The organism is Rhodoferax fermentans, assembly GCF_002017865.1.
Taxonomy (GTDB): domain Bacteria; phylum Pseudomonadota; class Gammaproteobacteria; order Burkholderiales; family Burkholderiaceae_C; genus Rhodoferax; species Rhodoferax fermentans.
Window position 1 is genome coordinate 2927779 of record NZ_MTJN01000002.1, and the last position, 23296, is coordinate 2951074.

21 protein-coding genes are annotated in these 23296 nt (G+C 61.2%); 9 read left to right on the forward strand and 12 right to left on the reverse strand.

What is annotated here, in order from left to right; translation table 11 throughout:
* Positions 1-163 precede the first annotated feature (163 nt).
* The 3 genes from eat to eutC are packed head-to-tail and all read left to right on the forward strand — an operon-like array spanning position 164 to position 3818.
* Positions 164-1567 (forward strand): ethanolamine permease, encoded by a 1404-nt coding sequence (gene eat, locus RF819_RS13685; RefSeq protein WP_078365493.1) that lies wholly within the window; start codon positions 164-166, stop codon positions 1565-1567.
* A 10-nt stretch (positions 1568-1577) separates the two neighbouring features.
* On the forward strand, positions 1578-2975 hold the full coding sequence (locus RF819_RS13690) for an ethanolamine ammonia-lyase subunit EutB (RefSeq protein ID WP_078365494.1): 1398 nt from the start codon (positions 1578-1580) through the stop codon (positions 2973-2975).
* A 12-nt stretch (positions 2976-2987) separates the two neighbouring features.
* A complete protein-coding gene (eutC, locus tag RF819_RS13695; RefSeq protein WP_078365495.1) occupies positions 2988-3818 on the forward strand; it encodes an ethanolamine ammonia-lyase subunit EutC in 831 nt (276 codons plus the stop codon).
* 269 nt (positions 3819-4087) lie between these two features.
* Here the strand turns inward: eutC and RF819_RS13700 are convergent, their stop codons facing one another.
* Genes RF819_RS13700 through RF819_RS13710 form a run of 3 tightly spaced genes read right to left on the reverse strand, consistent with a single transcriptional unit; the run spans position 4088 to position 5857 of the window.
* Positions 4088-4519, reverse strand: a complete 432-nt coding sequence (locus tag RF819_RS13700; RefSeq protein WP_078365496.1) for a DUF488 domain-containing protein — start codon at positions 4517-4519, stop codon at positions 4088-4090.
* Positions 4516-5157 (reverse strand): DUF488 domain-containing protein, encoded by a 642-nt coding sequence (locus RF819_RS13705; protein WP_078365497.1) that lies wholly within the window; start codon positions 5155-5157, stop codon positions 4516-4518. The genes RF819_RS13700 and RF819_RS13705 overlap by 4 nt, the downstream gene beginning before the upstream one ends.
* Entirely contained in the window at positions 5147-5857 is a 711-nt protein-coding gene (locus RF819_RS13710; RefSeq protein WP_143541709.1) for a dual OB domain-containing protein, read from the reverse strand. The genes RF819_RS13705 and RF819_RS13710 overlap by 11 nt, the downstream gene beginning before the upstream one ends.
* Positions 5858-5970: 113 nt before the next feature.
* Between RF819_RS13710 and RF819_RS21085 the strand changes: the two genes are divergently transcribed.
* The 3 genes from RF819_RS21085 to RF819_RS13725 all read left to right on the forward strand — a co-directional run bounded on the left by RF819_RS21085 (position 5971) and on the right by RF819_RS13725 (position 8455).
* Complete coding sequence (locus RF819_RS21085; protein ID WP_143541710.1) at positions 5971-6210, forward strand: hypothetical protein; 240 nt, start codon at positions 5971-5973, stop codon at positions 6208-6210.
* A 226-nt stretch (positions 6211-6436) separates the two neighbouring features.
* Positions 6437-7474, forward strand: a complete 1038-nt coding sequence (gene galM / locus RF819_RS13720; protein ID WP_078365500.1) for a galactose-1-epimerase — start codon at positions 6437-6439, stop codon at positions 7472-7474.
* A 249-nt stretch (positions 7475-7723) separates the two neighbouring features.
* Entirely contained in the window at positions 7724-8455 is a 732-nt protein-coding gene (locus tag RF819_RS13725; RefSeq protein ID WP_078365501.1) for a zf-TFIIB domain-containing protein, read from the forward strand.
* An 18-nt stretch (positions 8456-8473) separates the two neighbouring features.
* On the opposite strand, the gene thiL is transcribed toward RF819_RS13725, so the two are convergent.
* The 4 genes from thiL to RF819_RS13745 all read right to left on the reverse strand — a co-directional run bounded on the left by thiL (position 8474) and on the right by RF819_RS13745 (position 13290).
* Positions 8474-9472: a thiamine-phosphate kinase gene (gene thiL, locus RF819_RS13730; RefSeq protein ID WP_078365502.1), complete on the reverse strand. Its 999-nt coding sequence runs from the start codon at positions 9470-9472 to the stop codon at positions 8474-8476.
* On the reverse strand, positions 9465-11594 hold the full coding sequence (locus RF819_RS13735; RefSeq protein WP_078365503.1) for a site-specific recombinase: 2130 nt from the start codon (positions 11592-11594) through the stop codon (positions 9465-9467). The genes thiL and RF819_RS13735 overlap by 8 nt, the downstream gene beginning before the upstream one ends.
* Positions 11595-11600: 6 nt before the next feature.
* A complete protein-coding gene (gene apaG, locus RF819_RS13740) occupies positions 11601-12002 on the reverse strand; it encodes a Co2+/Mg2+ efflux protein ApaG (RefSeq protein WP_078365504.1) in 402 nt (133 codons plus the stop codon).
* A 121-nt stretch (positions 12003-12123) separates the two neighbouring features.
* Complete coding sequence (locus tag RF819_RS13745; RefSeq protein ID WP_078365505.1) at positions 12124-13290, reverse strand: phospholipase A; 1167 nt, start codon at positions 13288-13290, stop codon at positions 12124-12126.
* A gap of 220 nt (positions 13291-13510) precedes the next feature.
* Here RF819_RS13745 and RF819_RS13750 point away from each other — a divergent pair, with 220 nt between their 5' ends.
* Entirely contained in the window at positions 13511-14323 is an 813-nt protein-coding gene (locus RF819_RS13750; protein WP_078365506.1) for a DODA-type extradiol aromatic ring-opening family dioxygenase, read from the forward strand.
* A 32-nt stretch (positions 14324-14355) separates the two neighbouring features.
* Here RF819_RS13750 and RF819_RS13755 read toward each other — a convergent pair whose 3' ends face one another.
* From RF819_RS13755 to RF819_RS13765, 3 genes are all read right to left on the reverse strand, one after another.
* Positions 14356-14736: a hypothetical protein gene (locus RF819_RS13755; protein ID WP_078365507.1), complete on the reverse strand. Its 381-nt coding sequence runs from the start codon at positions 14734-14736 to the stop codon at positions 14356-14358.
* Positions 14737-14782: 46 nt separating this feature from the next.
* Positions 14783-15595 (reverse strand): transglutaminase-like domain-containing protein, encoded by an 813-nt coding sequence (locus RF819_RS13760; protein ID WP_078366953.1) that lies wholly within the window; start codon positions 15593-15595, stop codon positions 14783-14785.
* Between the two features lie 244 nt (positions 15596-15839).
* Complete coding sequence (locus RF819_RS13765) at positions 15840-17996, reverse strand: ATP-dependent helicase (RefSeq protein WP_078365508.1); 2157 nt, start codon at positions 17994-17996, stop codon at positions 15840-15842.
* A 230-nt stretch (positions 17997-18226) separates the two neighbouring features.
* Between RF819_RS13765 and RF819_RS13770 the strand changes: the two genes are divergently transcribed.
* Both RF819_RS13770 and RF819_RS13775 read left to right on the forward strand, forming a co-directional pair.
* A complete protein-coding gene (locus RF819_RS13770; RefSeq protein ID WP_078365509.1) occupies positions 18227-19021 on the forward strand; it encodes a class I SAM-dependent methyltransferase in 795 nt (264 codons plus the stop codon).
* Between the two features lie 124 nt (positions 19022-19145).
* On the forward strand, positions 19146-19604 hold the full coding sequence (locus RF819_RS13775) for a GyrI-like domain-containing protein (RefSeq protein ID WP_143541711.1): 459 nt from the start codon (positions 19146-19148) through the stop codon (positions 19602-19604).
* 36 nt (positions 19605-19640) lie between these two features.
* Here the strand turns inward: RF819_RS13775 and priA are convergent, their stop codons facing one another.
* Both priA and hemE read right to left on the reverse strand, forming a co-directional pair.
* Positions 19641-21809 carry a replication restart helicase PriA gene (priA, locus tag RF819_RS13780; protein ID WP_274610629.1) on the reverse strand — a complete coding sequence of 723 codons (2169 nt, stop codon included), beginning with the start codon at positions 21807-21809 and terminating at the stop codon, positions 19641-19643.
* 330 nt (positions 21810-22139) lie between these two features.
* Positions 22140-23252 (reverse strand): uroporphyrinogen decarboxylase, encoded by a 1113-nt coding sequence (hemE, locus tag RF819_RS13785; RefSeq protein ID WP_078365511.1) that lies wholly within the window; start codon positions 23250-23252, stop codon positions 22140-22142.
* Positions 23253-23296: the final 44 nt, after the last annotated feature.

Sequence of the window (23296 nt, forward strand, 5' to 3'; positions counted from 1 at the left end):
GCGCACCGCTGCTGGCAAGACGTGTGAAGTGCATCAAGGCAACTTTGCCGAATTTCGATAACGCCAAAAAGCGGGTCTGGATAAAGATCACCACAAGCAAACCCCATGCCCAAACCCGTCTTCTTCCTGCAAGCACTTTGAACCTGATAGGAGTACCCCAAAAATGAATCCGTTGGACCCGTCTCACCACAGTGGCACCCATGTGCTCAAACCGGTGCTCAGCACCCTGCAACTCTGGGGCATCGCCGTGGGCCTGGTGATCTCTGGCGAGTACTTCGGCTGGAGCTTTGGCTGGGCCTCGGCCGGCACGCTGGGCTTCACCGTGACCTCGCTGTTCATCGCGGCGATGTACGCCACCTTCATCTTCAGTTTCACCGAGCTGACCACCTCGATCCCCCACGCTGGTGGGCCGTTTGCCTACAGCAAACGCGCTTTTGGCCCGGTGGGTGGTTACCTGGCCGGTGCCGCCACGCTGATCGAGTTTGTGTTTGCGCCACCGGCCATTTCACTGGCGATTGGGGCCTACCTGAATGTGCAGTTCCCGGCGCTGGACCCCAAGCTCGCCGCGCTCGGGGCGTATGTGGTGTTCATGACGCTCAACATCATCGGGGTGCAGATTGCCGCCACCTTTGAGCTGGCGGTGACCCTGCTCGCCATTTTTGAGCTGCTGGTGTTCATGGGCGTGGTGTCGCCGGGCTTCTCGATGGCCAACTTCACCAAGGGAGGCTGGTCCGGGCAGGACGGCTTCAGCCTGGCGGCCATTCCCGGCATGTTTGCCGCGATCCCGTTTGCCATCTGGTTCTTCCTGGCGATTGAAGGGGTGGCCATGGCCGCAGAAGAAGCCAAAGACCCCAAGCGCTCGATCCCCATCGCCTACATCGCGGGCATCCTGACCCTGGTGGTGCTGGCCATTGGTGTGATGGTGTTTGCCGGTGGTGCCGGTGACTGGACCAAACTCTCCAATATCAACGACCCACTGCCGCAGGCCATGAAGATGATTGTGGGTGAAAACAGTGGCTGGTTGCACATGCTGGTGTGGCTCGGCCTGTTTGGTCTGGTGGCCTCGTTCCACGGCATCATTCTGGGGTATTCACGCCAGATTTATGCTTTGTCGCGTGAAGGCTATTTGCCACCGTTTTTTGCCAAGTTGCACCCGCGCTTCAAGACACCACACCGCGCCATCCTGGCTGGCGGTGTGATCGGGATTGCCGCCATCTACAGCGACGAGTTGATCAAGATTGGTGGCAACACTTTGACCGCCAACATCGTCACCATGTCGGTGTTTGGCGCGATCCTGATGTACATCATCAGCATGCTGAGCCTGTTCCAACTGCGCCGCAGCGCACCTGACATGGTTCGCCCGTTCAAGGCACCGTTTTACCCGTATTTCCCGGCGTTTGCGTTGCTGGGTGCCGGGGTGTGCATGGCTACAATGATTTATTACAACCCCTTGATTTTTGGTCTTTTTCTGGGCTTTTTGGCCATCGGTTACGGCTATTTCCTGATGACCAGCCACCACCGCAGCAAGGCCATCGCCCTGAACAACCTGGCCGCAGATCCAACCTGAGCTTGTGACCGTGCCAAACCATCAGTACAACCACATCGTCGGAGCCAAAACCTACCGCTTTCGCGATTTGAAGGACCTGATGGCCAAGGCCACACCAGCACGCTCGGGCGACCTGCTGGCCGGTGTGGCCGCCAGCAGTGCGCAGGAGCGGGTCGTGGCCCAAATGGTCCTGGCCGATGTTCCGCTCAAGGCTTTCTTGACCGACGTTCTGGTGCCATATGAAGCCGACGAGATCACGCGCCTGATCATTGACAGCCACGATGCCCAGGCCTTTGCCCCCGTCAGCCACCTGACGGTGGGTGACTTTCGCAACTGGCTGCTGGGTGACGAGGTCGACAGTGCGGTGCTTTCGGCGCTGGCGCCAGGCATCACCCCCGAAATGGCGGCGTCCGTTTCCAAGATCATGCGCAACCAGGACCTGATCCTGGTCGCCAAAAAATGCCGTGTGGTCACCCAATTCCGCAACACCATCGGCCTGCCCGGTCGCATGGCCACGCGTTTGCAACCGAATCACCCGACCGACGACGCCACCGGCATCGCCGCGAGCCTGCTTGACGGTCTGCTGTACGGCAGCGGCGACGCGGTGATTGGCATCAACCCGGCCACCGACAATGTGCCGCAAGTCATCAAGCTGGTGACGATGATGAGCGACATCATTGCGCAGTACCAGATTCCGACCCAGTCCTGCGTGCTCACCCACGTGACCAACACCATCGAGGCGATCCGCCGGGGTGCGCCGGTGGACCTGGTGTTTCAGTCGATTGGTGGCACCGAGGCCACCAACCGCAGTTTTGGTGTGAACCTGGATGTGTTGGCCGAGGCGCGCAGCGCCGCCTTGTCGCTGAATCGCGGTACGGTCGGTGACAACGTGATGTATTTCGAGACCGGCCAGGGCAGTGCCCTGTCGGCCAACGCCCACCATGGTCTGGACCAGCAAACCTGCGAGGCGCGTGCCTATGCGGTGGCGCGGCACTTCAAGCCGCTCTTGGTCAACACCGTGGTCGGCTTCATCGGGCCGGAGTATTTGTTTGACGGCAAACAGATCATGCGCGCCGGGCTCGAAGACCACTTCTGCGCCAAGCTGCTGGGCCTGCCGATGGGTTGTGACGTCTGTTACACCAACCACGCCGAGGCTGACCAGAACGACATGGACGTGTTACTGACCTTGCTGGGTGTGGCCGGCTGCAACTTTGTCATGGGCATTCCCGGCTCGGACGACATCATGCTCAATTACCAGACCACCTCGTTCCACGACGCGCTCTATGTGCGCCGGGTGCTCGGTCTCCAACCCGCGCCCGAGTTCGAGGCCTGGTTGCAGAAGATGCAGATCTTCAGCGCAGATGAGCAGTTTCGGCTCAACGCGACCCTGCCTGCTGCGTTCCAGAAGGCGTTGCTGCGCCTGAACTGAAGCGACCTGACGATGGACGATCCGAAACCACCTGTCACGGCCAACCCCTGGGCCGCACTGCGCCAGTTCACCGATGCGCGTATTGCGCTCGGGCGCGCCGGTGTCAGCCTGCCCACGGCCGCCCACCTAGACTTTCAACTGGCCCACGCCCAGGCCCGTGACGCGGTGCATTTGGCGCTCGATGTGAGCACGCTGGCGCAGACGCTGGATGCCGCGCTGCCTGATCTGCCCGCACCGTGCCTTGCGCTGCACAGCGCCGCCGGTGATCGCAGCGTTTATTTGCAACGCCCCGACCTGGGACGCAGGCTGGATGTGGCCTCGCGCGAGCGCCTGAGCGCCTTGCCACGACCGGCATCCGTGTCACCCGCCGAGCGCCCCTATGACCTCGCGGTGGTGGTGGTGGATGGTTTGTCGGCGCTGGCCATCAGCCAGAACGCTGCGCCTTTTCTGACCCAGTTGTTTGAGCGCCTTGTGCCCCAGCAGCTGACCATCGCCCCGGTGTGTCTCGTCGAGCAGGGCCGCGTCGCAATTGGCGACGAGGTGGGTGAGCTGCTGGGGGCGCAAGCCGTGCTGGTGCTGATTGGTGAACGCCCGGGCCTGAGTTCACCCGACAGCCTGGGTCTGTACCTGACCTGGGCGCCACGCGTCGGCCTGACCGACGCCAACCGCAACTGCATCTCCAACGTGCGCCCGGCTGGTCTGGGTTATGCCGAGGCGGCTCACAAGCTGGTGTATCTGCTGACGCAGGCGCGCCATCGCCAGTTGTCCGGGGTGGACCTCAAGGATGAGACGGGCGGTGGGACGGAGTTGCTGGCTGGGGCTGCCAAGAACTTCTTGCTGTGAGGGGTGGTGTTGTCGATCCGATACCATGGCATCGGATGTGGTGTGCTATGTATGATATAGCAACCTGCCTAGGTACTACATTGGCTACAGGCCAGAAACACTGATGAAAAGAAGAAGAGGGGTATGGCCCCAATGGCACTGCACTGGCTGAACTTGATGCCTTTGAAAGTGGCCCAAGGGACAAGAAATTTCCCACTGTGATGAGTGCATGGCGCCTTGTCTCGGTTACACAATTGCCGACCGTTGCCCGAAACCAATTTGTCAAAACGTCACAAATGAACAATTTCAACATCTGACCATTTGTTGCGAAGATATTCGGCAACAAGTCGCCGATGGCAGTGGTGAGGCTTATCCTCGCTGCAGAGCAGACAGCCGCCATCAAGTTGCTGCCGATCAATATCCTCAATGCGACGTTTGGCCATCAGATCAAGAAATTTATTCTCGTAGATGTCCCACGCACCGCCATTCTTCTTGTACTCATCCAAGATATCCTGAGTCGGCGCCAATTTAGATACATGCTCATAGCCCAGGCCGCAGATCTGCTTGGTGAAATATCGTAAATCGTCCCTTTTCGCAAAACCAGCGAGCTGAGAAATATTGTTGAGACGAACATCAACCAGCTTTGTGGCTCCCGACTTCATTAATCGCGTGAAGAAGCCCTCCGCTGAGGTTTTAGTGAACCCAATCGTATAGATTTTCACTGTTCGTCCTCTTCGTTGTACGCGATTTCAGCGCTCTTTGTTGGCGTTCCGCGATTTGCTTTTCGATCGTAAGCAATCCGCTCAGCTTGTTTTTCATAGGCATCATCGACGGTGAGCTCTTCTGAACGAAACATGTCGGCTTCGCCTAACCCCATTTTTACAATCAATCTGGCGATTGCGTCCCGATGCGCTTCGGTTGAACCATCCTGAAGAATGTGAGTGACATTTGCGCCGCGACTTACAAGTTCTCGGGCAACGAGGATTGTCCGATGGCAATCTAGTGGATCTTTCTCAGCGCACATTAGTGCGATTTTGTGAGTCGCCGCACCCTCGATAACACGAGTGAGACCAGATTGAAAGAGAGGTGTCCGGGCTAGCAATTTAAATTGAACCTTGCCGTCAACGTAACAGCACTCATCATCACTCCTTGCACCCAATTCCTTGCCAAGAAAAGCGTACCGTATTCCGTGCACTTTCAACGCATTGCGGAGTTCTTCCCGATTGAACTGCGGGTTGAACCGACTGTATGGAGCAGACCGAACATCGGCAATGGCAGTCACTCCCTGCTTCTGAAGCAAGCTGAGGAATTTCTCAAATGATTGGGTCGAATGTCCGACCGTGTATATCTCAATGACCATTTATTTGTGCACATCTTTGCGGGGTAATAAGCGAAGCAACTACGCGAAATGCAAAGCCGTTCCATATTTCGACCAAGCTCACGCAAAGCGCTGCTACTCCGATAGGGTACTTTCCATCGCCTCTCACCAAATACGCCTGCTCAATTTCAGGATCTGTAATCGACATGAAATAGGGCGTGTGATTCAACGTAAATCGGGCACGCACGCGTCGTCTTGCTTGGTTCCCTTGAAAACCGTCTTCAACTTGAACCACGACCTCCAAGTCAGAAACTGAAATCAACTTCAGCGAACCTCCTGCCCTCACCACATTCGCCTCGGCAACCTTGTCATTCTGTCCGTGCTGGGTGCATTGCGAATTGGCCCAGAAGGCCGGATCAAACGCATCCACACAGGAAACAACTTGATTCCAATTGGCAGTACCAGTCTTCGTCCAATAAAACTTGTCATCCAAAACGTGGTTTTCAACCTGATGATCAAACGGGGCGACCTGAATCAACGGCACAGACACGATATCAAGGAGCTGCGCTTTGATACCGTTTTCATAACGTCGCTCTTCTTCAGAAACCTCATGACTAGGTCTTGCGCTGACAGGTCGAAGCCACTTGCCTACCTTGTTGCCCTCGAATTCCTTCCCGGCGATGCATCTGCCAGACGGTGGTTTACGTGAGTTTGCAAGGCAAAGAATGGTCTTAAGGTACATCTGGGCTCCTTGAGTAGAATTTTTTTTTAGGTGCTGGTCTTGGATATTGCTCGACTTTATGCACCAGAATTCGTGTCTCACATGGTATCCCAAGCCTCGAGTTAGAAGCGTCAATGACTGTATTGGATGCATTCAACAACAACAGAAAAATGGGCCAGGCTCAAATTAAACTCAGGCCTTCTGGCCACCGATTGCCGGGGGTTGATGAGGTGTATGAGAAACCGGCCGCTACCCCAAGTGATATGGCGGCTATTAGCTATCAAAATGCAAGCTATCAATCTGACCGCTTTGAGCGCGCATTTAAATGGGCCCCGGCCCTATTCGCCGGTATGAAGACGCAGCCTGCAAGCTGAACGAAAACGGGTCCAGACTCGAATTAAAACAACAGCCATTTTTTCAACCCTCGGCAGTAATCTGGCGCAACGCCTGGGCAACCACGGCCACCGGTTGCCAGAAAAAAGGGGCTAAGTCGAATAAGCTGGCCGCCCAAACGGCACAGGTCAACGGCATTTGAATGCACCCAACCCGTGCCATACTTCCCCTCGTCCCAAGCAACACCCCTGTGATCGAGGTCAACCCATGACAAACGCCGACATCCTTTGCCCGGACGGGCAGCCGCTCAAATTGATCCAACTGTCACACGCCTCGGGGCTCAAATTGGACTTGATCGACTGGGGCGCAACCTGGGTTTCCTGCCGGATGCCGGTGGCAGGCGTGGAGCGCGAGACGCTGCTTGGCCATGCCACGCTGGCAGACTACTTCTCTGCGCAAGGCTACCTGGGCGCGACCGTCGGCCGCTTCGCCAACCGGATTGGCAACGCCAGAATCGAGCGTGATGGCCGCGTGTTTAAGCTGACCCCCAACCAGGGTGTTCACCAGCTGCATGGCGGGCCGGACGGGTTTGACCGTCGTCGCTGGAACATCCTCGAACAAAGTGCGGAGCACGTGCTGCTTGGCATCGACTCGCCCGATGGCGACCAAGGCTACCCCGGTAATCTGGCGGCCACGGTGTGTTACCGGCTGGAAGACGGGCTGCGCGTGAGCATGGTCTACACCGCCACCGTGGATGCACCTTGCCCGGTTAACTTGACCAATCACGCCTACTTCAATCTGGATGGCGCGGCCACCGATGTTCGCCAACACGTGTTGACGATTGCCGCGCACGAGTACCTGCCAATCGACAAGGATTCGATTCCTCTGGGCCAGCTGGCACCGGTGGCTGGCACGGGCTTCGATTTCAATGTGCCCAAAAAGATCGGTACCGATTTCCTCGTTGATGCGCAACAGAAGACCGCGCTCGGTTACGACCATGCGTTCCAGCTCAATCCATCCTGCCGGGGCTTGAAAGCGGTGGCCGCGACGCTTGTGTCAGGCGATGGACAGCTGGCCATGGACCTGCTGACCACCAAGCCCGCTGTGCAGTTCTACAGCGGCAATTACCTGGCCGGGATTTCGGCACGAGACGGAGGAACCTATTCGGCGCAACAAGGATTGGCGCTGGAGACCGAGTTTTTGCCGGATTGCCCCAATCATCCCGAGTGGCCGGAAGCCAATAGCTGGCTTCTGCCCGGTGAAACCTACCGCCAAACGACTGTGCTGGTGTTCAGACCAGCTTGACCCTCAAGCTGGGCCGTGGGGTGATGGGCGGCGAGGTGTCCGAATGGCAGGCCGGGTCGCCAATAACGTCCTGCTGTGAGGCGTTGTTCCGCCAGCCCAATGTCACGGTACTGAGAATGACATGCTATTTTTTTCGTAGCTGTTTGCCCAGTTAATACAAGGGCTGCAGGATGATTTGGCAAAGAAGACGCGATCAGGCCCCTGCGAGCGATTAGGATGGCGTGTTTGCCACAGCATTTGCCCTGCACCATGCCCATTTCGCGCGCCTGCCCTTCATGCCACGACCCGATGCACACCCACACTTTGGCCAGTCTGGCCGGTGGTCAGCTGGAGCTGGACCTGTGTTTTGCCTGCCGTGGCCTCTGGTTTGACCCGCAGGAGAACCTCAAACTCAGCCCGGCTGCGGTGGTGGATCTGTTCAAGCTGTTGCACGCGCACCGCCATGAAGGCGCCAAGGCGCTGCCACATCAGCTGAGTTGCCCGCACTGTCGCCGCGCCCTGGTGCAGGGGTTTGATGTGGTCAAAAGTGGCCGCTACATCACCCACCGCTGCCCACAGCGGCATGGCCGCTTCAGCAGCTTTGCAGCGTTCATGATCGAAAAAGGTTTTGTGCGGCAACTCAGCACCGCTGAAATCAATGACATGGCGCAGCGCCTGAAGGTGATCAACTGCAGTAACTGCGGCGCGCCGGTGGACCTGCGCAACGACCACGCCTGCCCGTATTGCCGAAGTGCGTTGTCGCTGCTGGACCCGCAGGCGGTAGAGCGGGCGCTGGTCGGGTATGAATCAGCGGCCCGGGCGCAAGGCGGTATCCAACTGCCGCAGCTGGCCGATGCGCTGGTGATGCTGGAGCGCGACCGCCAGCAGGCCGCACGCGAGGCCAAAGCCAATCAGAGTGGCCGCCTAGTGTTGGGGGAAGACGGCCCATCGCTGGACTTGTGGGCCGCCGGGCTGGCGCTGGTGTGGGCGGTGGTGAACTGACTGAGGCCGGTTGGCCGCTCAGGCAAAGTGGTCAAACGAGGCGTAGTGGTTGGGCAGGGTCTGGCCTTGGCTGTCCACCAGCAGCAAACCCGGCTCTGCACGGATCTGGCCAATGCGGGTCACCGGCGTCTGGCTGGCTTGTCCGGCTTGGGCCACGGCCGCGCGTTGGGAGGCAGGGGCGGTGAACAACAGCTCGTAATCGTCGCCGCCTGCCAGCGCCAAGCTGCGCCATTGTTCTGTCGATAGTTTGAGATCAAATTGGCCTGTAGCCCCTTTGTTATAAGGGTAGGCAGCTACCAATTTGATGGCGGTGTCGGCCTCGATACATGCGCCAACACCAGAGTTTTCCAGGATATGGCCCAGGTCACCAAGCAGGCCGTCGCTGACATCGATGGCAGCGGTGGCCACACCACGCAGCGCCTGGCCCAGCGCCACCCGGGGTGTGGGCGTTTCCAGCCGTTGGCGGCATGACGCCAGCAGCTCGGGTGGCAGGTCAATCTGGCCCAGCAAGGTATTGAGCGCCAGCCGCGCGTCACCCAGGTTGCCGCTCACATAAATGTCGTCACCGGGCTGGGCACCTGAGCGCAGCAGCGCCTGCGAGCGTCCGTTGACCACTGGCACCTCACCAAACACGGTGATGCAGATGTTGAGCGGCCCGGCGGTGGTGTCGCCGCCAACCAGCTCGCAGCCGTGGGTCTCGGCCAGCGCCAACAGGCCTTCGGCAAACGCGGCCAGCCAGGGCTCGTTGACCTCGGGCAAAGACAACGCCAGGGTGAATGCCAGGGGGCGGGCGCCGCAGGCGGCCAGGTCGCTCAGGTTCACCGCCAGGGATTTGTGGCCCAGGGTGCGCGGGTCGACATCGGCAAAAAAGTGGCGGCCTGACACCAGCATGTCACTCGATATCGCCATCTGGGTGCCGGGGCGCGGTTGCAGCAGGGCGCAGTCGTCACCGACACCGAGCACAGCCTGGCGCACCGGGCGCTTGAAATAACGTGCAATCAGGTCGAACTCACCCATGGGCGGAGTCCTGTCCGGATATTTGGGGCGCAGCATGCCCGGGCGACGCGGCTGCAGGCGTCGTGGGCTCGGATGGCGTGCTGGCCACTGGCTCGGGCACGGGCAGGAAAAAACTGCGCAGCTGGTGGCGCAATCTGTGGCGCAGGGCCGCGTAAATGGCGCTGCGTTGCACACCGCTGACGTTGTGTGCCCGCAAGGCCAGCAAAAAGGCCAGGTAAAAACTCACCGCCACATTGAGCACACCGGTACAGGCCACTGCCGCCAGGCACCACCAAAAAGCGGGCATGTAGAAAATGTCCGCGCCCAGGCTGGAGGCCGCAGCGGCCAACTGCCCGGTGGACAGGGTCACGTGGCGCACCTCCAGGCCCAGACCAACAAAGCCAGCAAAGGCCGGCACCAGGCCCAGCATCAGCCCCAACGAGATGTTGGCGGTCAGGCCCGAGATGTTGTTGCGCATGAAACTGGCCCAGCGGTCGGCGCGGGCCACACCCAGCACCGACGTGATGCGGGGGTTGTAACGCAGGGCCGAGTCCAGCCTTTGCAGCACAAACCAGTTCTCGGTCCAGCCCGCGATGATGCTCGACGCAAACAGCAGCACCCCGGTACCCGCCGCAAACAGCGCGGTTGGGCCCAGCAGGGTCAGGTCGTGCAAGACATGTTGGGCGGTGGCCGCATCGATCATCGGTCGGCCCAGGGTGAGCCACAACACGGTGCTGATCAGCAGCACATAAGGTGTCACCATGGCCAGATTGCCCACAATGGCGGCGACCTGTGAGCGCATCAAATGCGCCACCTCGTCAATAAATCGATCAATGGCACCGGGGTGGCCCAGGTCCTTGAGTTTGGCGGCCATGGCAGGTGCCGTCATGGCGGGTTGTTTGGTGGCCACCGTCCAATGCATCAGCTGGATCAGCACAAAACTCAGGGCGTAGTTCATACCCGCAAAAAAGCCACCCCAGAAGGCCGAGAGCCCCATGGAGAGCACCACAAACTTCATCATCGTGGTGATCGACATCACCGCACCGCCACCGGCCGCGTCACGCAGCATTTGGGTGTATTCGGCGCGGGTGCGCGTGATGTAGTGTTCCCCGGTTTCCGAGCTGCGTTCGGCCACCTTGGACGCCAGCATCGAGGAGTTGGCGGCAATCAGCGCGCGCACACTCAGGCGGTCTTGCCCCACACTGACCAGATGCCCCAGCAGCTGGGCCGTGTGTTGTTGGGGTGTGGCTGAAAACAGGCAGTCCAGCAGGGCGCGGATGCGTAGCGCACGTTCGCGCAGCTGGCGCAGCTGGAACACCAGGTTGACCGAGATGCCGTGGGCATCCAGATGGGTGTAGACCGAGGCCGCCGCATGGCGGCATTCATCGAGCTGTTTCTGGAAATGTTGCAGGGCCTGCTGGCAGTTGGCCGTGGCCTGCTGCGGGTTCTGGCGCCAGGTGACTTCCAGTGCCTCCAGGTCGGCGGCCAGGGCGTGGAACGGGCCAGACTGGCGCGCCAGCGCACTCATGCGCAGGCGCAGCTCGGGCGAAAAACCGGTGGCGCGGATTTGCCCGGTGCAAAAATGCAGCGCCTCCATCAGGGTGGCTTGCCAAGCCGTGGGTGCCGGGCTACCGGGCTCCGGGTTGGCAAACAGCGGGTGTTGCCAGGCCGTGCGTTTGGGGGCCGGCTCGGGCCCGGTTTGCAACAGATCGGCCAGGCGCGCCAGCAGATGGGCATCCAGGCTGCTGATCCACTCGGCATCAAAGGGGTGGTGCAGCACCAGTGCAAACAGGGTCGAGGCGTCATTGGTCTCGGGGGTGCCCGGCAGCAACTTCAGGCGCAGGCGCTCGGCCAGTTCGCTGGCAAAAGCGCTGCGGGTGGCAAAGCCGTGGTCGGCCAGCAAGGCGGTGGCGTCGACCGTCTCGAGCAGGGTCTGCCACCACTGTTGCAGCAGCGTCCGCGTGCCCTGGCGCTGTTGCAGCGCATCGAGCAGCAGCGCCAGTCTGGCGTGGGTGGTGGCCACCGAGCTGGCGTCACCCCGCAGCCATTCTGCCAGGCGGATCAGCCACAGGTGGCGTTGGACCAGGGGAACGTTCGGGTCGAGTTGCGCCAGCAGTTCGGGCAGGTCAATCGGGCGTTTCATGGGTGGTCAGTGCAAGGTGCGGCTGTCACCACCCGCACTCAGGGCATCGAGCACAAACATCGGCACGTCCACCTCAAACTTTTCACCATCCTCGGCCACACAAAAAAAGCTGCCGTGCATGGTGCCGGTGGGTGTGTTCAGGCGGGTGCCACTGGTGTATTCAAAAGCCTCACCGGGCTGCAGCAGCGGTTGGCGGCCGACCACCCCCAGGCCTTTGACCTTTTCGTGGTGACCATCGGCGTCGTTCACATTCCAGGTGCGCGAGATCAGCTGCGCGGCCACTGTGCCGGTGTTGCGCACCGCGATGCTGTAGGCAAAAAAGTACAGCCCCTGCTCAGGGTCGGACTGTTCGGGCAGGTAACGTGGCTTGACCTGGACGTGAAACTGGTAGGTGGGTGTGCTGGACATGGTGGGATGCTATCGTGAAATCCAGGCCCCAGCCTGCGGGCCAGGGCTTTCCTCTGTAACGGATTGAAAAACGGGCCTCCAGCCCAATTCAATAAAGGGTGAGTAGCTATTCATTCAGGAGCTACCAGTCGACCAGACTCAAGCCCACACTGAGCACCGTGCGGCGGCGGTTGTAGTCGATCAGCGAGTCGCCGTACCCCGAGAACAGCTGGGTGTGGAAGCGCAGGCCATTGGGCTGGCTGCTGTTGCCGGAGCTGCCTCCCAGGCGGCGCAGCCACTCCAGCTTGACCGAGCCGTTGGCCTGCTCACGCAGCGAGTGGCGCAGTGTCAGTCCAAAGCTGTTGGTCTGATCCGGGCTCCAAAGACCCGTCAATTCAGCGCGGCCAATGGTGTCGCTGATCTCCGGGTTGTCGTCGGAGCTGGCGCTCTCCGGCAGCCGGTACCAGAGTTTGCCCAGCAGCTGGAACTCCGAGCCTTGTTCCAGTCCGGCCATCACAATCGCGCGGTTCCAGCTGCGAGAGAGTGGCAGTGGCTGGCCGTTGGACTGGTGGTTGAGCGACAGCCCGGTGTAACGCAGTCGCCAGCCGCCCGGCAGGTTCAGGTCGGTCGGGTAGATGTAGATCAGCTCGGGCTCGTGGTCGGTGGTGCGAAACGGGCGCGACAGGGTGCCGCTGAAGATCTGCCAGTTGGACTGCTGGCTGTAACCAAACCACAGCGAGTCGCGTTTGAGCGGCTGGTCGTGGGTCAGCAGGCCCTGGGCAATCTTGGTACGGACCGACAGGCTGATGCGCGCTTCGGTGGTGTTGTAGTCGGTGGCGGTGGTGGCGCGGTGGTTGGCCAGCGAGGAATCGGGCTGGGTGTTGACGCTGTTGGCGCCAACCACCGACAGGCTGATGGGTTTGTACCCGCGGATGCCAAAGGTGCCGCAGTCGCTGCCAGTCTCCAGCTCCCAGAAACGCGACAGTTCCGAAAAACGCGTGTTTTTGCAGTTGTGCTCCTCTGGCGCGGTCATGGTGATCTGGACCGTTGGCACGGCTGGTGTGGGTGTGGCGGGCAAGCCGCTGTCTGCCGCCAGCTTGTTGGCGGATGCGGCCTCACTCTGGGGTGTCGGCCCGCTGCCTTGCTGGGCCGCCCAGGTGTCAAAACACTGCAGGCGGGCCGTGCTGTCATCCCGCAGCGCAAGGCAGTGCTGCCAGTCGCGTGCCGGGGGTGGGGCTGCAGTCTGGGCTGTTGCCAGCGTGGAGAGAGCGCTTAACGCGATGAAAGTTGACTTGAACAGAGGGGACATGGCAGACGGCGCTAGGGTTGCTGCGGCAAGGTTGACCACGCGCAGGGGAGGAGAGGAGCAGCCATTTTGCCTTGTGGGGCAAAGCTTGGGTGTGGGGGCGCCCACTTCGCGTGCGCCGCTGCCCCCATCTGTGGCGGCGCCCCAGCTGCTGACTGCGGCCGACACGGCTTTGGCGTAACCTTGACCCCAGCCGACAGGCCCCCATTTCAGGTACACCCTCATGACACATAGCCGACGTTTACCCACTTATTTCATCTCCCACGGCGGTGGCCCCTGGCCGTGGATGGCCGAGCAGCTGCAGGGCCCTTACGGCACGTTGGCGGCATCGCTGCAGGCCATGCCGGGCCAGGTCGGTGTGACACCGAAGGCGGTGCTGGTGATCTCCGGCCACTGGGAAGAGCCCGAGTTCACCCTCATGAGCAGCCCCAGGCCGCCGATGGTGTACGACTACTATGGTTTTCCGCCCCACACCTACCAGATCCAGTACCCGGCACCGGGCGCGCCCGAGCTGGCGCTGCAGGTGCAGGCGCTGATCCAGGGGGCTGGGTTCACCGCCCGGCTGGACCCGCAGCGCGGTTTTGACCACGGCACCTTCACCCCGCTGGCGGTGATCTACCCGAACGCCGATGTGCCGGTGCTGCAGCTGTCGATGCGTGTGGGCTACGACCCGCAGCAACACATCACGCTGGGGCGCGCGCTGGCGCCGCTGCGCGACGAAGGGGTGCTGATCCTGGGCAGTGGCCTGAGCTACCACAACCTGCGTGAGTTGGGGCCGGTGGGCCGGGCACCGTCTGCCACGTTTGACCAGTGGCTGCAGCAGACGCTGGTGGCATCCACCCCGCAAGAGCGTATCCATTGCCTGCTGGACTGGGCGGCTGCGCCCGCAGCGCGCCGGGCCCACCCGCAGGAAGACCACCTGATCCCGCTGATGGTGGCTGTGGGCGCCGCAGGTGACGAGGCGGGCCGCTGCGTCTACCACCAGGATGATTTTTTTGGAGCCATCACCGCATCGAGCTTCATGTTTGGCGGCTGACCCACCGGGCACAGGTGGGCAAGCGGTGCGGATCAGCTGGGCATGGGCGTTTCACCCATGCCATCCGCTTGGACAAAGTATTTGCGCGCAATCACCACCAGCTCGTTTTCAGAGGGATGGCCCACCACCTCGTAACCCGCGATGTGTTGGGCGGTCTGGGGCCGGTGTTTTTCCACAAAATGGCGAAACCCCGCCAGACCCTGGTGGCCACCAGTGATCAGCACCTGGCTGACGCCTTCCAGCGCATCACAGACATCGCCAAAAAACTCGTGCTCCGAGCGCACACCGCTGGCATGCTGGCGTGTCAGGTGCTGATGCTCGTGAATTTTTTGCAGCTGGGTTTGCTCGGCGTCAAACTGCAGCACCTGGGCGTGGTGGTGGTCGACAAAAACCACGGCGTGAAAAAGGCTCATAAACAGGGTGTCCGATCTGGGTAGGTGGGTGGGTATTTGGCAGTGTTCATTGGGGTCTGACCTCGTCGGCCCAGACGGTGAACTTGCTCAAGGTGTTGAGGCCAAAGGTGCTGGCCAGCGCCACATCACAGGCGTCGCGCCCGCGCGCCATCAGCACCCGGCCAATACGTGGTGTGTTGTTGCGGGCATCAAAGGTGTACCACTGGTCCCCCAGGTAGGCCTCGAACCAGCCCGCAAAATCCATCGGGCAGGGAATCGGTGGGATACGGATGTCACCCAGGTAACCGGTGCAATACCTCGCCGGGATGTTCATACAGCGGCAAAAAGTGATGGCCAGGTGGGCATAGTCGCGGCACACGCCCTGGCCTTCGTTGTAGGCCTCCCAGGCGGTGCGGGTGCGCCGGGCGTGGTGGTAGCCAAACTCGATGTGCTGGTGCACAAAGTCACAAATCGCCTGCACCCGCGCCCAGCCCGTGGGGCCATGGCCAAACAGCTGCCAGGCGGTCTCGGACAGTTGATCGGTCTCGCAGTAGCGGCTGCCCAGCAAATACACCAGGGTGGACTCGGGCAACAGCTCCACGGGCGTTTGTATGGCCCACGGGGCCACGATGTCGGGCAGGCCGCTGTCGTTGACAAGGGCGTCGGTGCTCAGCACAAAACGTCCGGGTGGTGCCACGATGCGGCTGCACCAGTTTCCAAACAGGTCGTGGTAGGCGGTGATCGGCACCGCCGGGCTGGTGACCAACAGGTCGGGGCGCACCAGGTCAGGCGCGCGCGAATGGTGGATATTGAGCGCCAGGATCATCGGTGTGGGCGCCGGGCAGTCGTAGACCATTTCAAAACCCACCCGCAACTGCAAAGGGGCCTGGGCAGCGGGTGTTGGGGGGGCGGGCAGCAGGGTGTCAAACGGGGGGTGCTGTTCGTCGGTCATGGGCGTCTTTGCTCAAAGGATGTCGGAAAGGTGAGCCGTGAGCTCAGGATGACACACTGTAAAAAGACCGCAGCTTGCCGTCTGTACGCTGGCGAACAGTGCCAAGACCAGGCTGATCACGCCTTGAAGCTGTTGCTGGGGGCTGGGCCGCCAGCGCCAGCCTGCAACGGAGTTAGCGCGTCTGCGCGCGCGCCGCCGCGCCGTCGGCGGCCTTTTGGGCAAATTCGGCGCGCAGGGCCTTGAGTTTGGCGCGTGGGTCTTCTTTGACGGTGGCCTGGTCCAAGCCCATTTCTTCAATAAACCGGCTGGGTTGGGCCTGCACCATCTCGCGGCCCTTTTTGCGTTTGCGGGTCCAGCTCACCGCCAGGCTGCGCTGGGCGCGGGTGATGCCCACGTACATCAAGCGGCGTTCCTCTTGCAGGTGGGTGGTCAGCGACGCGTTGGCGGCCTCCATCGCCTGGGCTTTCTGCAGCGCGCTGGTTGGCCCGGCCGATTCGGCGTCGGGGTTGTCGCGTAACTTGAAGGGCAACATGCCCTCGGTCACACCCACCAGCATCACATGCGGCCACTCCAGCCCCTTGGAGGCGTGCAGGGTCGAGAGGGTGACCACGTTCTGGTCTTTTTCCTGCTCGGAAATGGTCGACAGCAGTGACACCGTTTGTGCCACCTCCAGCAGCGACTTGACCTCACCGACCGCGTTCACACCTGAGGCGTCGTCAATCTGGCCACCACAACGCCCACTCATCCAGTCGATGAAGTCCAGCACATTGCTCCAGCGTGCGTTGGCCACCTGTTCGCTGTCTTCCCCGTCGTACAGGTATTGCTCGTAACCGATGTCTTTGAGCCAGTCCATCAAAAAGGTTTTGGCGGCCTCGGCACCTAGCGTGTGGCGCGCGCGGAACTCCAGGTCGTTGACCTCGCGGCCAAACTCGTGCAGGCTGCCCAGCGCCTTGCCCGAGATCACGCTGCTCAGGCTCGACGAGAACAAGGCACCAAACATGCTGAGTTTGTAGCGCGACGCAAAGTCGCCCAGGTGCCCCAGCGTCTGGTGGCCAATGCCGCGTTTGGGCGTGGTCACCGCGCGCAAAAAAGCCGGGTCGTCGTTGTTGTTGATCCACAGCCGAAACCAGGCGCACAGGTCTTTCACCTCGGCGCGGTCGAAGAAGCTGGTGCCACCCGACACCTTGTACGGGATCTGTGCTTTGCGCAGTGCTTTCTCGAAGGGTTTGGCCTGGTGGTTGGCGCGGTAGAGCACCGCAAAGTCGCGCCATTCCTTGAACTGCGGCCCGGCCTGGTTCAGGCCGCTTGTGCGCAGGCTCTGGATACGCGCCACCGCGCGTTCGGCCTCGTGTTCTTCGCTGTCGGCATCGACCACCCGCACCGGCTCACCTTCGCCGAGCTCGCTGAACAGCGTCTTGGGGAAGAGCTTGGGGTTGGGGCCGATCACGTTGTTGGCCGCGCGCAGGATGGCGCTGGTAGAGCGGTAGTTTTGCTCCAGCTTGATGACCTTGAGGTTCGGGAAGTCGATCGGCAGTTTTTTGAGGTTGTCCAGCGTGGCACCGCGCCAGCCGTAGATCGACTGGTCATCGTCGCCCACAGCGGTGAAGCGGGCCTGCTCGGGGCCGTTGCCACCCACCAGCAGTTTGAGCATCTCGTACTGCGTGGCATTGGTGTCCTGGTACTCGTCCACCAGAAAATGCCCTGCCAGCCCTTGCCACTTCTGCCTGACCTGCTCGTGTTGTTGTAGCAGTTTGAGCGGCATGCCAATCAGGTCGTCAAAGTCCACCGCCTGAAACGCGGTGAGCCGTTCTTCGTAGTGCGCCATCACACGGGCAATGATGCGCTCGTTGTCGTTGTTGGCGGCGGCCAAGGCACTGGCCGAGTTCATGCCCTGGTTCTTCCACAGGCTGATGGTCCATTGCCAGCTGCGGGCGGTGGCCGCGTCAACACTGCCACCGGCGTCCTTGAGGATGCTGGTGACGTCGTCGCTGTCCAGGATCGAAAAATGCGGCTTGAGGCCCAGCGCCGCACCGTCCTCACGCAGCAGCCGCACACCCAGCGCGTGAAAGGTGCAGATCACCACATCTTTGGCCGCGCGGCCAATCAACCCCTTGGCGCGTTCGCGCATTTCGGCTGCGGCCTTGTTGGTGAAGGTGATCGCAAAAATGCGTTTGGCAGGAATGCCGGACTGGATCAGCCGACCAATCTTGTGGGTGATCACCCGCGTTTTGCCCGAGCCCGCCCCCGCCAGCACCAGGCAGGGGCCGTGCAGGTAGTTCACCGCTTCTTGCTGGGCGAGGTTGAGACCGCTGGGGGTGGGGCTGGACATGGAGGAGGAGATACGCGCAAAGGGGGCGAATCATACCCAGCCGAGGCATGCCCCCGGGTTTTTGGGCCTGTTTGGCCCCGCTGTCAACCGTGTTGGCAGCCAGAGGACGGGTCAGGCGCGTTTTTTTACAGAAGCCTGACAAAGCTCAATTGCGAGTGGCTATCAACCAGCTACCCTTGGCCCTCGATATTTTGAAAAACACACGATCCTTGTGATCGCAAAGGAAAAGCATGCACCCCTGGTTGACGTATACCGTGTTTGGCGTGGTGGCCGCCTTGGCCAGTATTGCGCTGTTCTTTTTCACGCTGACACGAGGGGCGTTGCTGGTGCGGGGTGCCTTGGGGCGCTTGCAACAGGAAGCCGCCCATGTCTACCCGATCTACTCCAACATGCGCCTGATCCGGCTGGTGGACTACCAGCCCATCATTGCTGGCATCCTGCTGTTCCAGTACAGCCGCCTGGTGTCCATCATCACGCACAGCCTCAAACGCACGGATTTGACCGGCCAGCAGGTGCTGATCACCTCCTGCGCCTTTGGCAATGTGATGCCGCGTGTGGTCAAGGCCGCGGTGCAGGCCGGGGCGTCCAAGGTGCTGGTGGCTGACATCATCCAGAACGAACTTGACCACGCCAAAAGCAAGTTGTTGGACTACACCGGCAAGATCACGTACCAGAAGGACGACGCCATCGCCATGAATCAGGCCGACGCCTCGGTCAGCGCCAATGTCATGTTTTTCCTGTTACACGAGCTGCCGCACCACCTCAAGATCGAGGCCTTGGCCGAGGCGATGCGGGTGCTCACCCCTGGTGGCAAGCTCTACCTGGCCGAGTTCCACCGCCCGCGCCCCTGGCTGCTGCGCGCCCTGAGCTGGACCTATTTCAAGGTGTTTGAGCCCTATGGCCTGGCGCTGTGGAGCACCCACGACCCGGTGAACCTGCTGCACGAGATGCCTGGCGTCAGCTGCGAGCGGCATGTGGTGTTTTTTGGCAACTTCCAGGTGATTGTGGCCACCAAAGCCGCCTGAGTCGGGTGCCCATGGGTCTGCTGCCAAGCAGGCCCGTGTTCTTCAGATCGACCCTCCGCAAGGCCTGTTTTTTTGGGGGGACGCCGTCGCGGCGCAGTCCTCATGCCAAAACTAGGAGTTGTGAATGGACAGAAAAACGGTCGAACCCATGACGGTGTTGTACGCAACACAGGAACTCACGATTCCGGAGGTCGGGCGTTACGCAGAGAAGTATCTGCCAGAGCTCATGGCCCAAGCCAAGCAGCGGGATTTGAAGGTTGTGGGGCCGTGGGTGTTCATTTCTTACCAGCTGCCCAAAAACGGCAAGGACCGCTACCGGGTGGAGTTTTGTCTTCCAATTGCACCGGCCGACAACCCGGTGGCGGGTGCGTTTCCCATCAAGTCACTGGGGCAATTTTCTTGCGCCTTTGTCCCTTACCACGGCGGGCTGCGGCAACTGTTTAGCCAAGGCTATCAGCCTTTGGTGCGCGACATGGTGGCGGCGAAGATGGCTTTCACCGGGGAGAGCAGAGAGGTTTATCACGCATGGAACGGACCGAACTCCCCTGACAACCGCGTTGAAATCCAGTTTGGTGTTGCCTGACATCTTTGCTGCGTTATTCCGTTCCCGTCTCTTCTTTTAAATCAGCAGCGGATCGACATCAATCGCCCAGCGCAGCAGGCCTTTGCACTGCGGCTGGCTGCGCATGGCGTGCAGGGTCGGTTGCCAGGCGTTCAAGAAGCGTTGCAAGGCCGCACGCGAGGGGCTCTCCAGCAGCATCTGGGCGCGCTCCACATTGGCCACACGCTGGATACTCATCGGCACCGCCGGGTAGAGCGTGATGTGTTCGCGCCAGGGCGCCAGCTCCGCCAGGCCGTCACAAGCGCTGCTGGCGCTGTTCAAAAAGGCCTGGGCGGCTTCCTGGGTGCGGGCATCTGCGCGCACCAGCGCCTGGAAGCTGAACGGTGGCATACCGGCCTGTTGGCGCTCCACCAGCTGTGAGGCGGCAAAAGCCGGGTAGTCGTGTTGTTTCAGCGTTTCATACAGCGGGTGCGTCGGGTGGAAGGTTTGCACCCACATCTCGCTGCGGCTGGTGTTGCTGGCGTCGCGCCCGGCGCGGCCCGCCGCCTGCATCAGCAGGCCAAACAGGCGCTCGGGCGAGCGGAAGTCGCTCGAGAACAAGGCGCCGTCGGGGTTGATCGCCGCCACCAGGGTGATGCGGCGAAAGTCGTGGCCCTTGGCAATCATCTGGGTGCCCACCAGCACATCGACTTCGCCCGAATGCACCTGCGCCAACTGGCTCTCGAGCGAACCTTTGAGTTTGGTGGTGTCGGCGTCGATGCGGGCAATGCGTACCGCGCTGCCGTCGGGGCGGCTCATGCTGCTAAGCAACAGAGCGAGTTGTTCCTCGAGTCGCTCGGTGCCGCGCCCCACTGGCGCGATGTCCAGGCTGCCGCAGTCCGGGCAGGCGCGTGGCACCCGTTCGGTGAAGCCGCAGTGGTGGCAGCGCAGCGTGCGGTCGATCTTGTGAAAGACGCGAAAGGCGCTGCAGTGTGGGCAATTGCTTTTCCAGTCGCAGTCGGCGCAGCTCAGCACCGGGGCGTAACCGCGCCGGTTCAAGAACACCATGCTTTGTTCACCACGTGTGATGCGCTGGCCAATCGCGTCAAGCAGCGGCGGCGAGATCACTGAGCCCTTGGGCTGGTGGTTCATGTCCACACGCCGCACCAGGGGAAGGATGGCATTGGCACCCACCCGGCTCGGCATCTCCAGCCGCATGTAACGCCCACCCTCGGCCGCCGGGCGGCTGTGGTACCAGCTCTCGAGCGAGGGTGTGGCCGAACCCAGCAGCACCTTGGCGCCCTCCAGCTTGCCGCGGTAGACCGCCAGGTCACGCGCTGAATAGCGGGCACCGTCCTGGCTTTTGTAACTCGGGTCATGTTCCTCGTCGACCACGATCAGTGCCAGATGTGGCATCGAGGCAAACACCGCCATGCGGGTGCCCAGCACAATGCGCGCGTTGCCGCTGTGCGCCGCCAGCCAGCTCGCCAGGCGCTGCGCCGGGGTCAGGCCGCTGTGCATCGACACCACCGCCTCCAAACCGTACTGGGCGCAAAAGCGGGCTTTGAAACGTTCTTCGAGCTGCGGCGTCAGGTTGATTTCGGGCACCATCACCAGCACCTGGCTGCTGTCCGAGCTTGCCAGCACATCGGCGGCGCAGCGCATGAACACCTCGGTCTTGCCACTGCCGGTGGCGCCAAACAGCAAAAACGGCCCAGGATTGTCATCAAATTGGCCGATAGCCCTTGTCTGCTCTGGGGTCAGTGCTACCAATTCAGGAATATCCTGAGGCGGCGTGGCGTCTGTGGCGGGTGCGGCCTGCGCCTTGAGCTGGCTCTTGGCTTTCTTTTTGAGTTTGCGCGCCAGCTGCAGGCTGCTGATGTCACGCAACTGCGGCGGCAGGGCGGCCAGCGCCACCTCTCCGGCCGAGCGCTGGTAATAACTCGCGGCAAAGTGGATCAGGGTGCGCCAGTGGACACTCAAGGGCGCCAGCGCGTCCAGCACCGCGGCCACCGGCCGCAGTTTGCTGGGGTCCATCGGCGGCGTGTCGTCGCTGATGGGCTGCTGCTCCCACACCACCCCAAGCAGCTCACGCTGGCCCAGCGGCACCCGCACCAAGGTGCCCGGGGGCAGGGCATGCTCACTGGTGTAACTCAGGGTACCGGCCATCTGGCTGTGTGCCGGGGTGTGGACCAGCACCGACACCAGGGTGGCGGCGACTGGCTCAGCTTGGGAGGGGGTGTTCAAGTGAACTTGCGAAATTCGCCTTAAGTCGTTGATTCTGCGAGGGTTTGAAGTTCATCCAAGTTTTCTGTGGATAACTTTGTTGATAGCTCGTCGATAGAGGCTGCCGGGCCTTGTAAATCAAGGGTTTTGTTAGCCTGCCCAAAAAACATGCAAAATTCAAAACCCTTTAAAATCAACCACTTACAACTGCTATGCGTTTGATAGTGTACTTGATAGGTGGGCTCGTGACCCGCACTGTGGTTCACCAATTTTGTGCATAAGTGGCAATTTTTTTTGCTGGAAACTGCCAAAAACAGGCCAAAAAGTGCTAGCCAGCCGCCAGCGCCTTAACTAGCAGGCGCCACGCATCAGGCGGGAATGTTTGTGCACCGCTTCAACCAAGGCCGCCACATGTTCGGGCGGGGTGTGCTGGCTGATGCCATGACCCAGGTTGAAGATGTGGGTCGGGCCAAAGCCGGGTCCGCTGTGCGGTGTGCCAAAGGCGTTGAGCACCTTGATGACCTCGGCCTCAATCGTTTCGGGTGGCGCAAACAACACGTTCGGGTCCAGATTGCCTTGCAAGGCCTTGCTGCCACCCGCAATGATGCGGGCCTTGGTCAGGTTGGCGGTCCAGTCCAGGCCAAGTGCGTTGCAGTCCAGCTGTTCCATCTCGTCGAGCCACAGGGCGCCGCCCTTGGTGAACACAATGCTCGGGATGGTGGCGCCCAGCCAGGTTTTGTGTAATTTGGCCAGCACACGGCGGGTATAGGCCAGGCTGAACTCCTGGAACGCGCCGTCGGCCAGCACACCACCCCAACTGTCAAACACCATCACCGCTTGCGCACCGGCTTCGATCTGGGTGTTGAGGTACAGCGCCACTGCGTCGGCGTTGATTTCCAGAATCTTGTGCATCAGGTCCGGGCGGCTGTACATCATGGTCTTGACCAGGCGGTAGTCGTCGCTGCCAGCGCCTTCGACCATGTAACAGGCCAGGGTCCAGGGGCTGCCGGAGAAGCCGATCAGCGGCACCCGGCCGTTGAGCGCCTTGCGGATCGAGGTGACCGCGTCAAACACATACTGCAGCTTGGCCATGTCGGGCACTTCAAGCTTGGCCACGGCGGCTTCGTCACGCACCGAGTGAGCAAACTTGGGGCCTTCACCCATCGCAAACGACAGGCCCAGGCCCATCGCGTCGGGCACGGTCAGGATGTCGCTGAACAAGATGGCCGCATCAATCGGGAACCGGTCGAGCGGCTGCAGCGTGACCTCGGTGGCGTAGTCCACGTTGGTGGCCAGGCCCATGAAACTGCCGGCCTTGGCGCGGGTGGCACGGTATTCCGGCAGGAAACGCCCGGCCTGACGCATCATCCACATGGGCGTGTAGTCAGTCGCCTGGCGCAAACAGGCACGCAAAAAAGTGTCGTTCTGGAGGGGGGCGAAGGAGGGTGTGGATGTGGTAGTCATGCTCGAATTGTCGCATTGTGTCGTGGCAGGTTGACACATGTAAA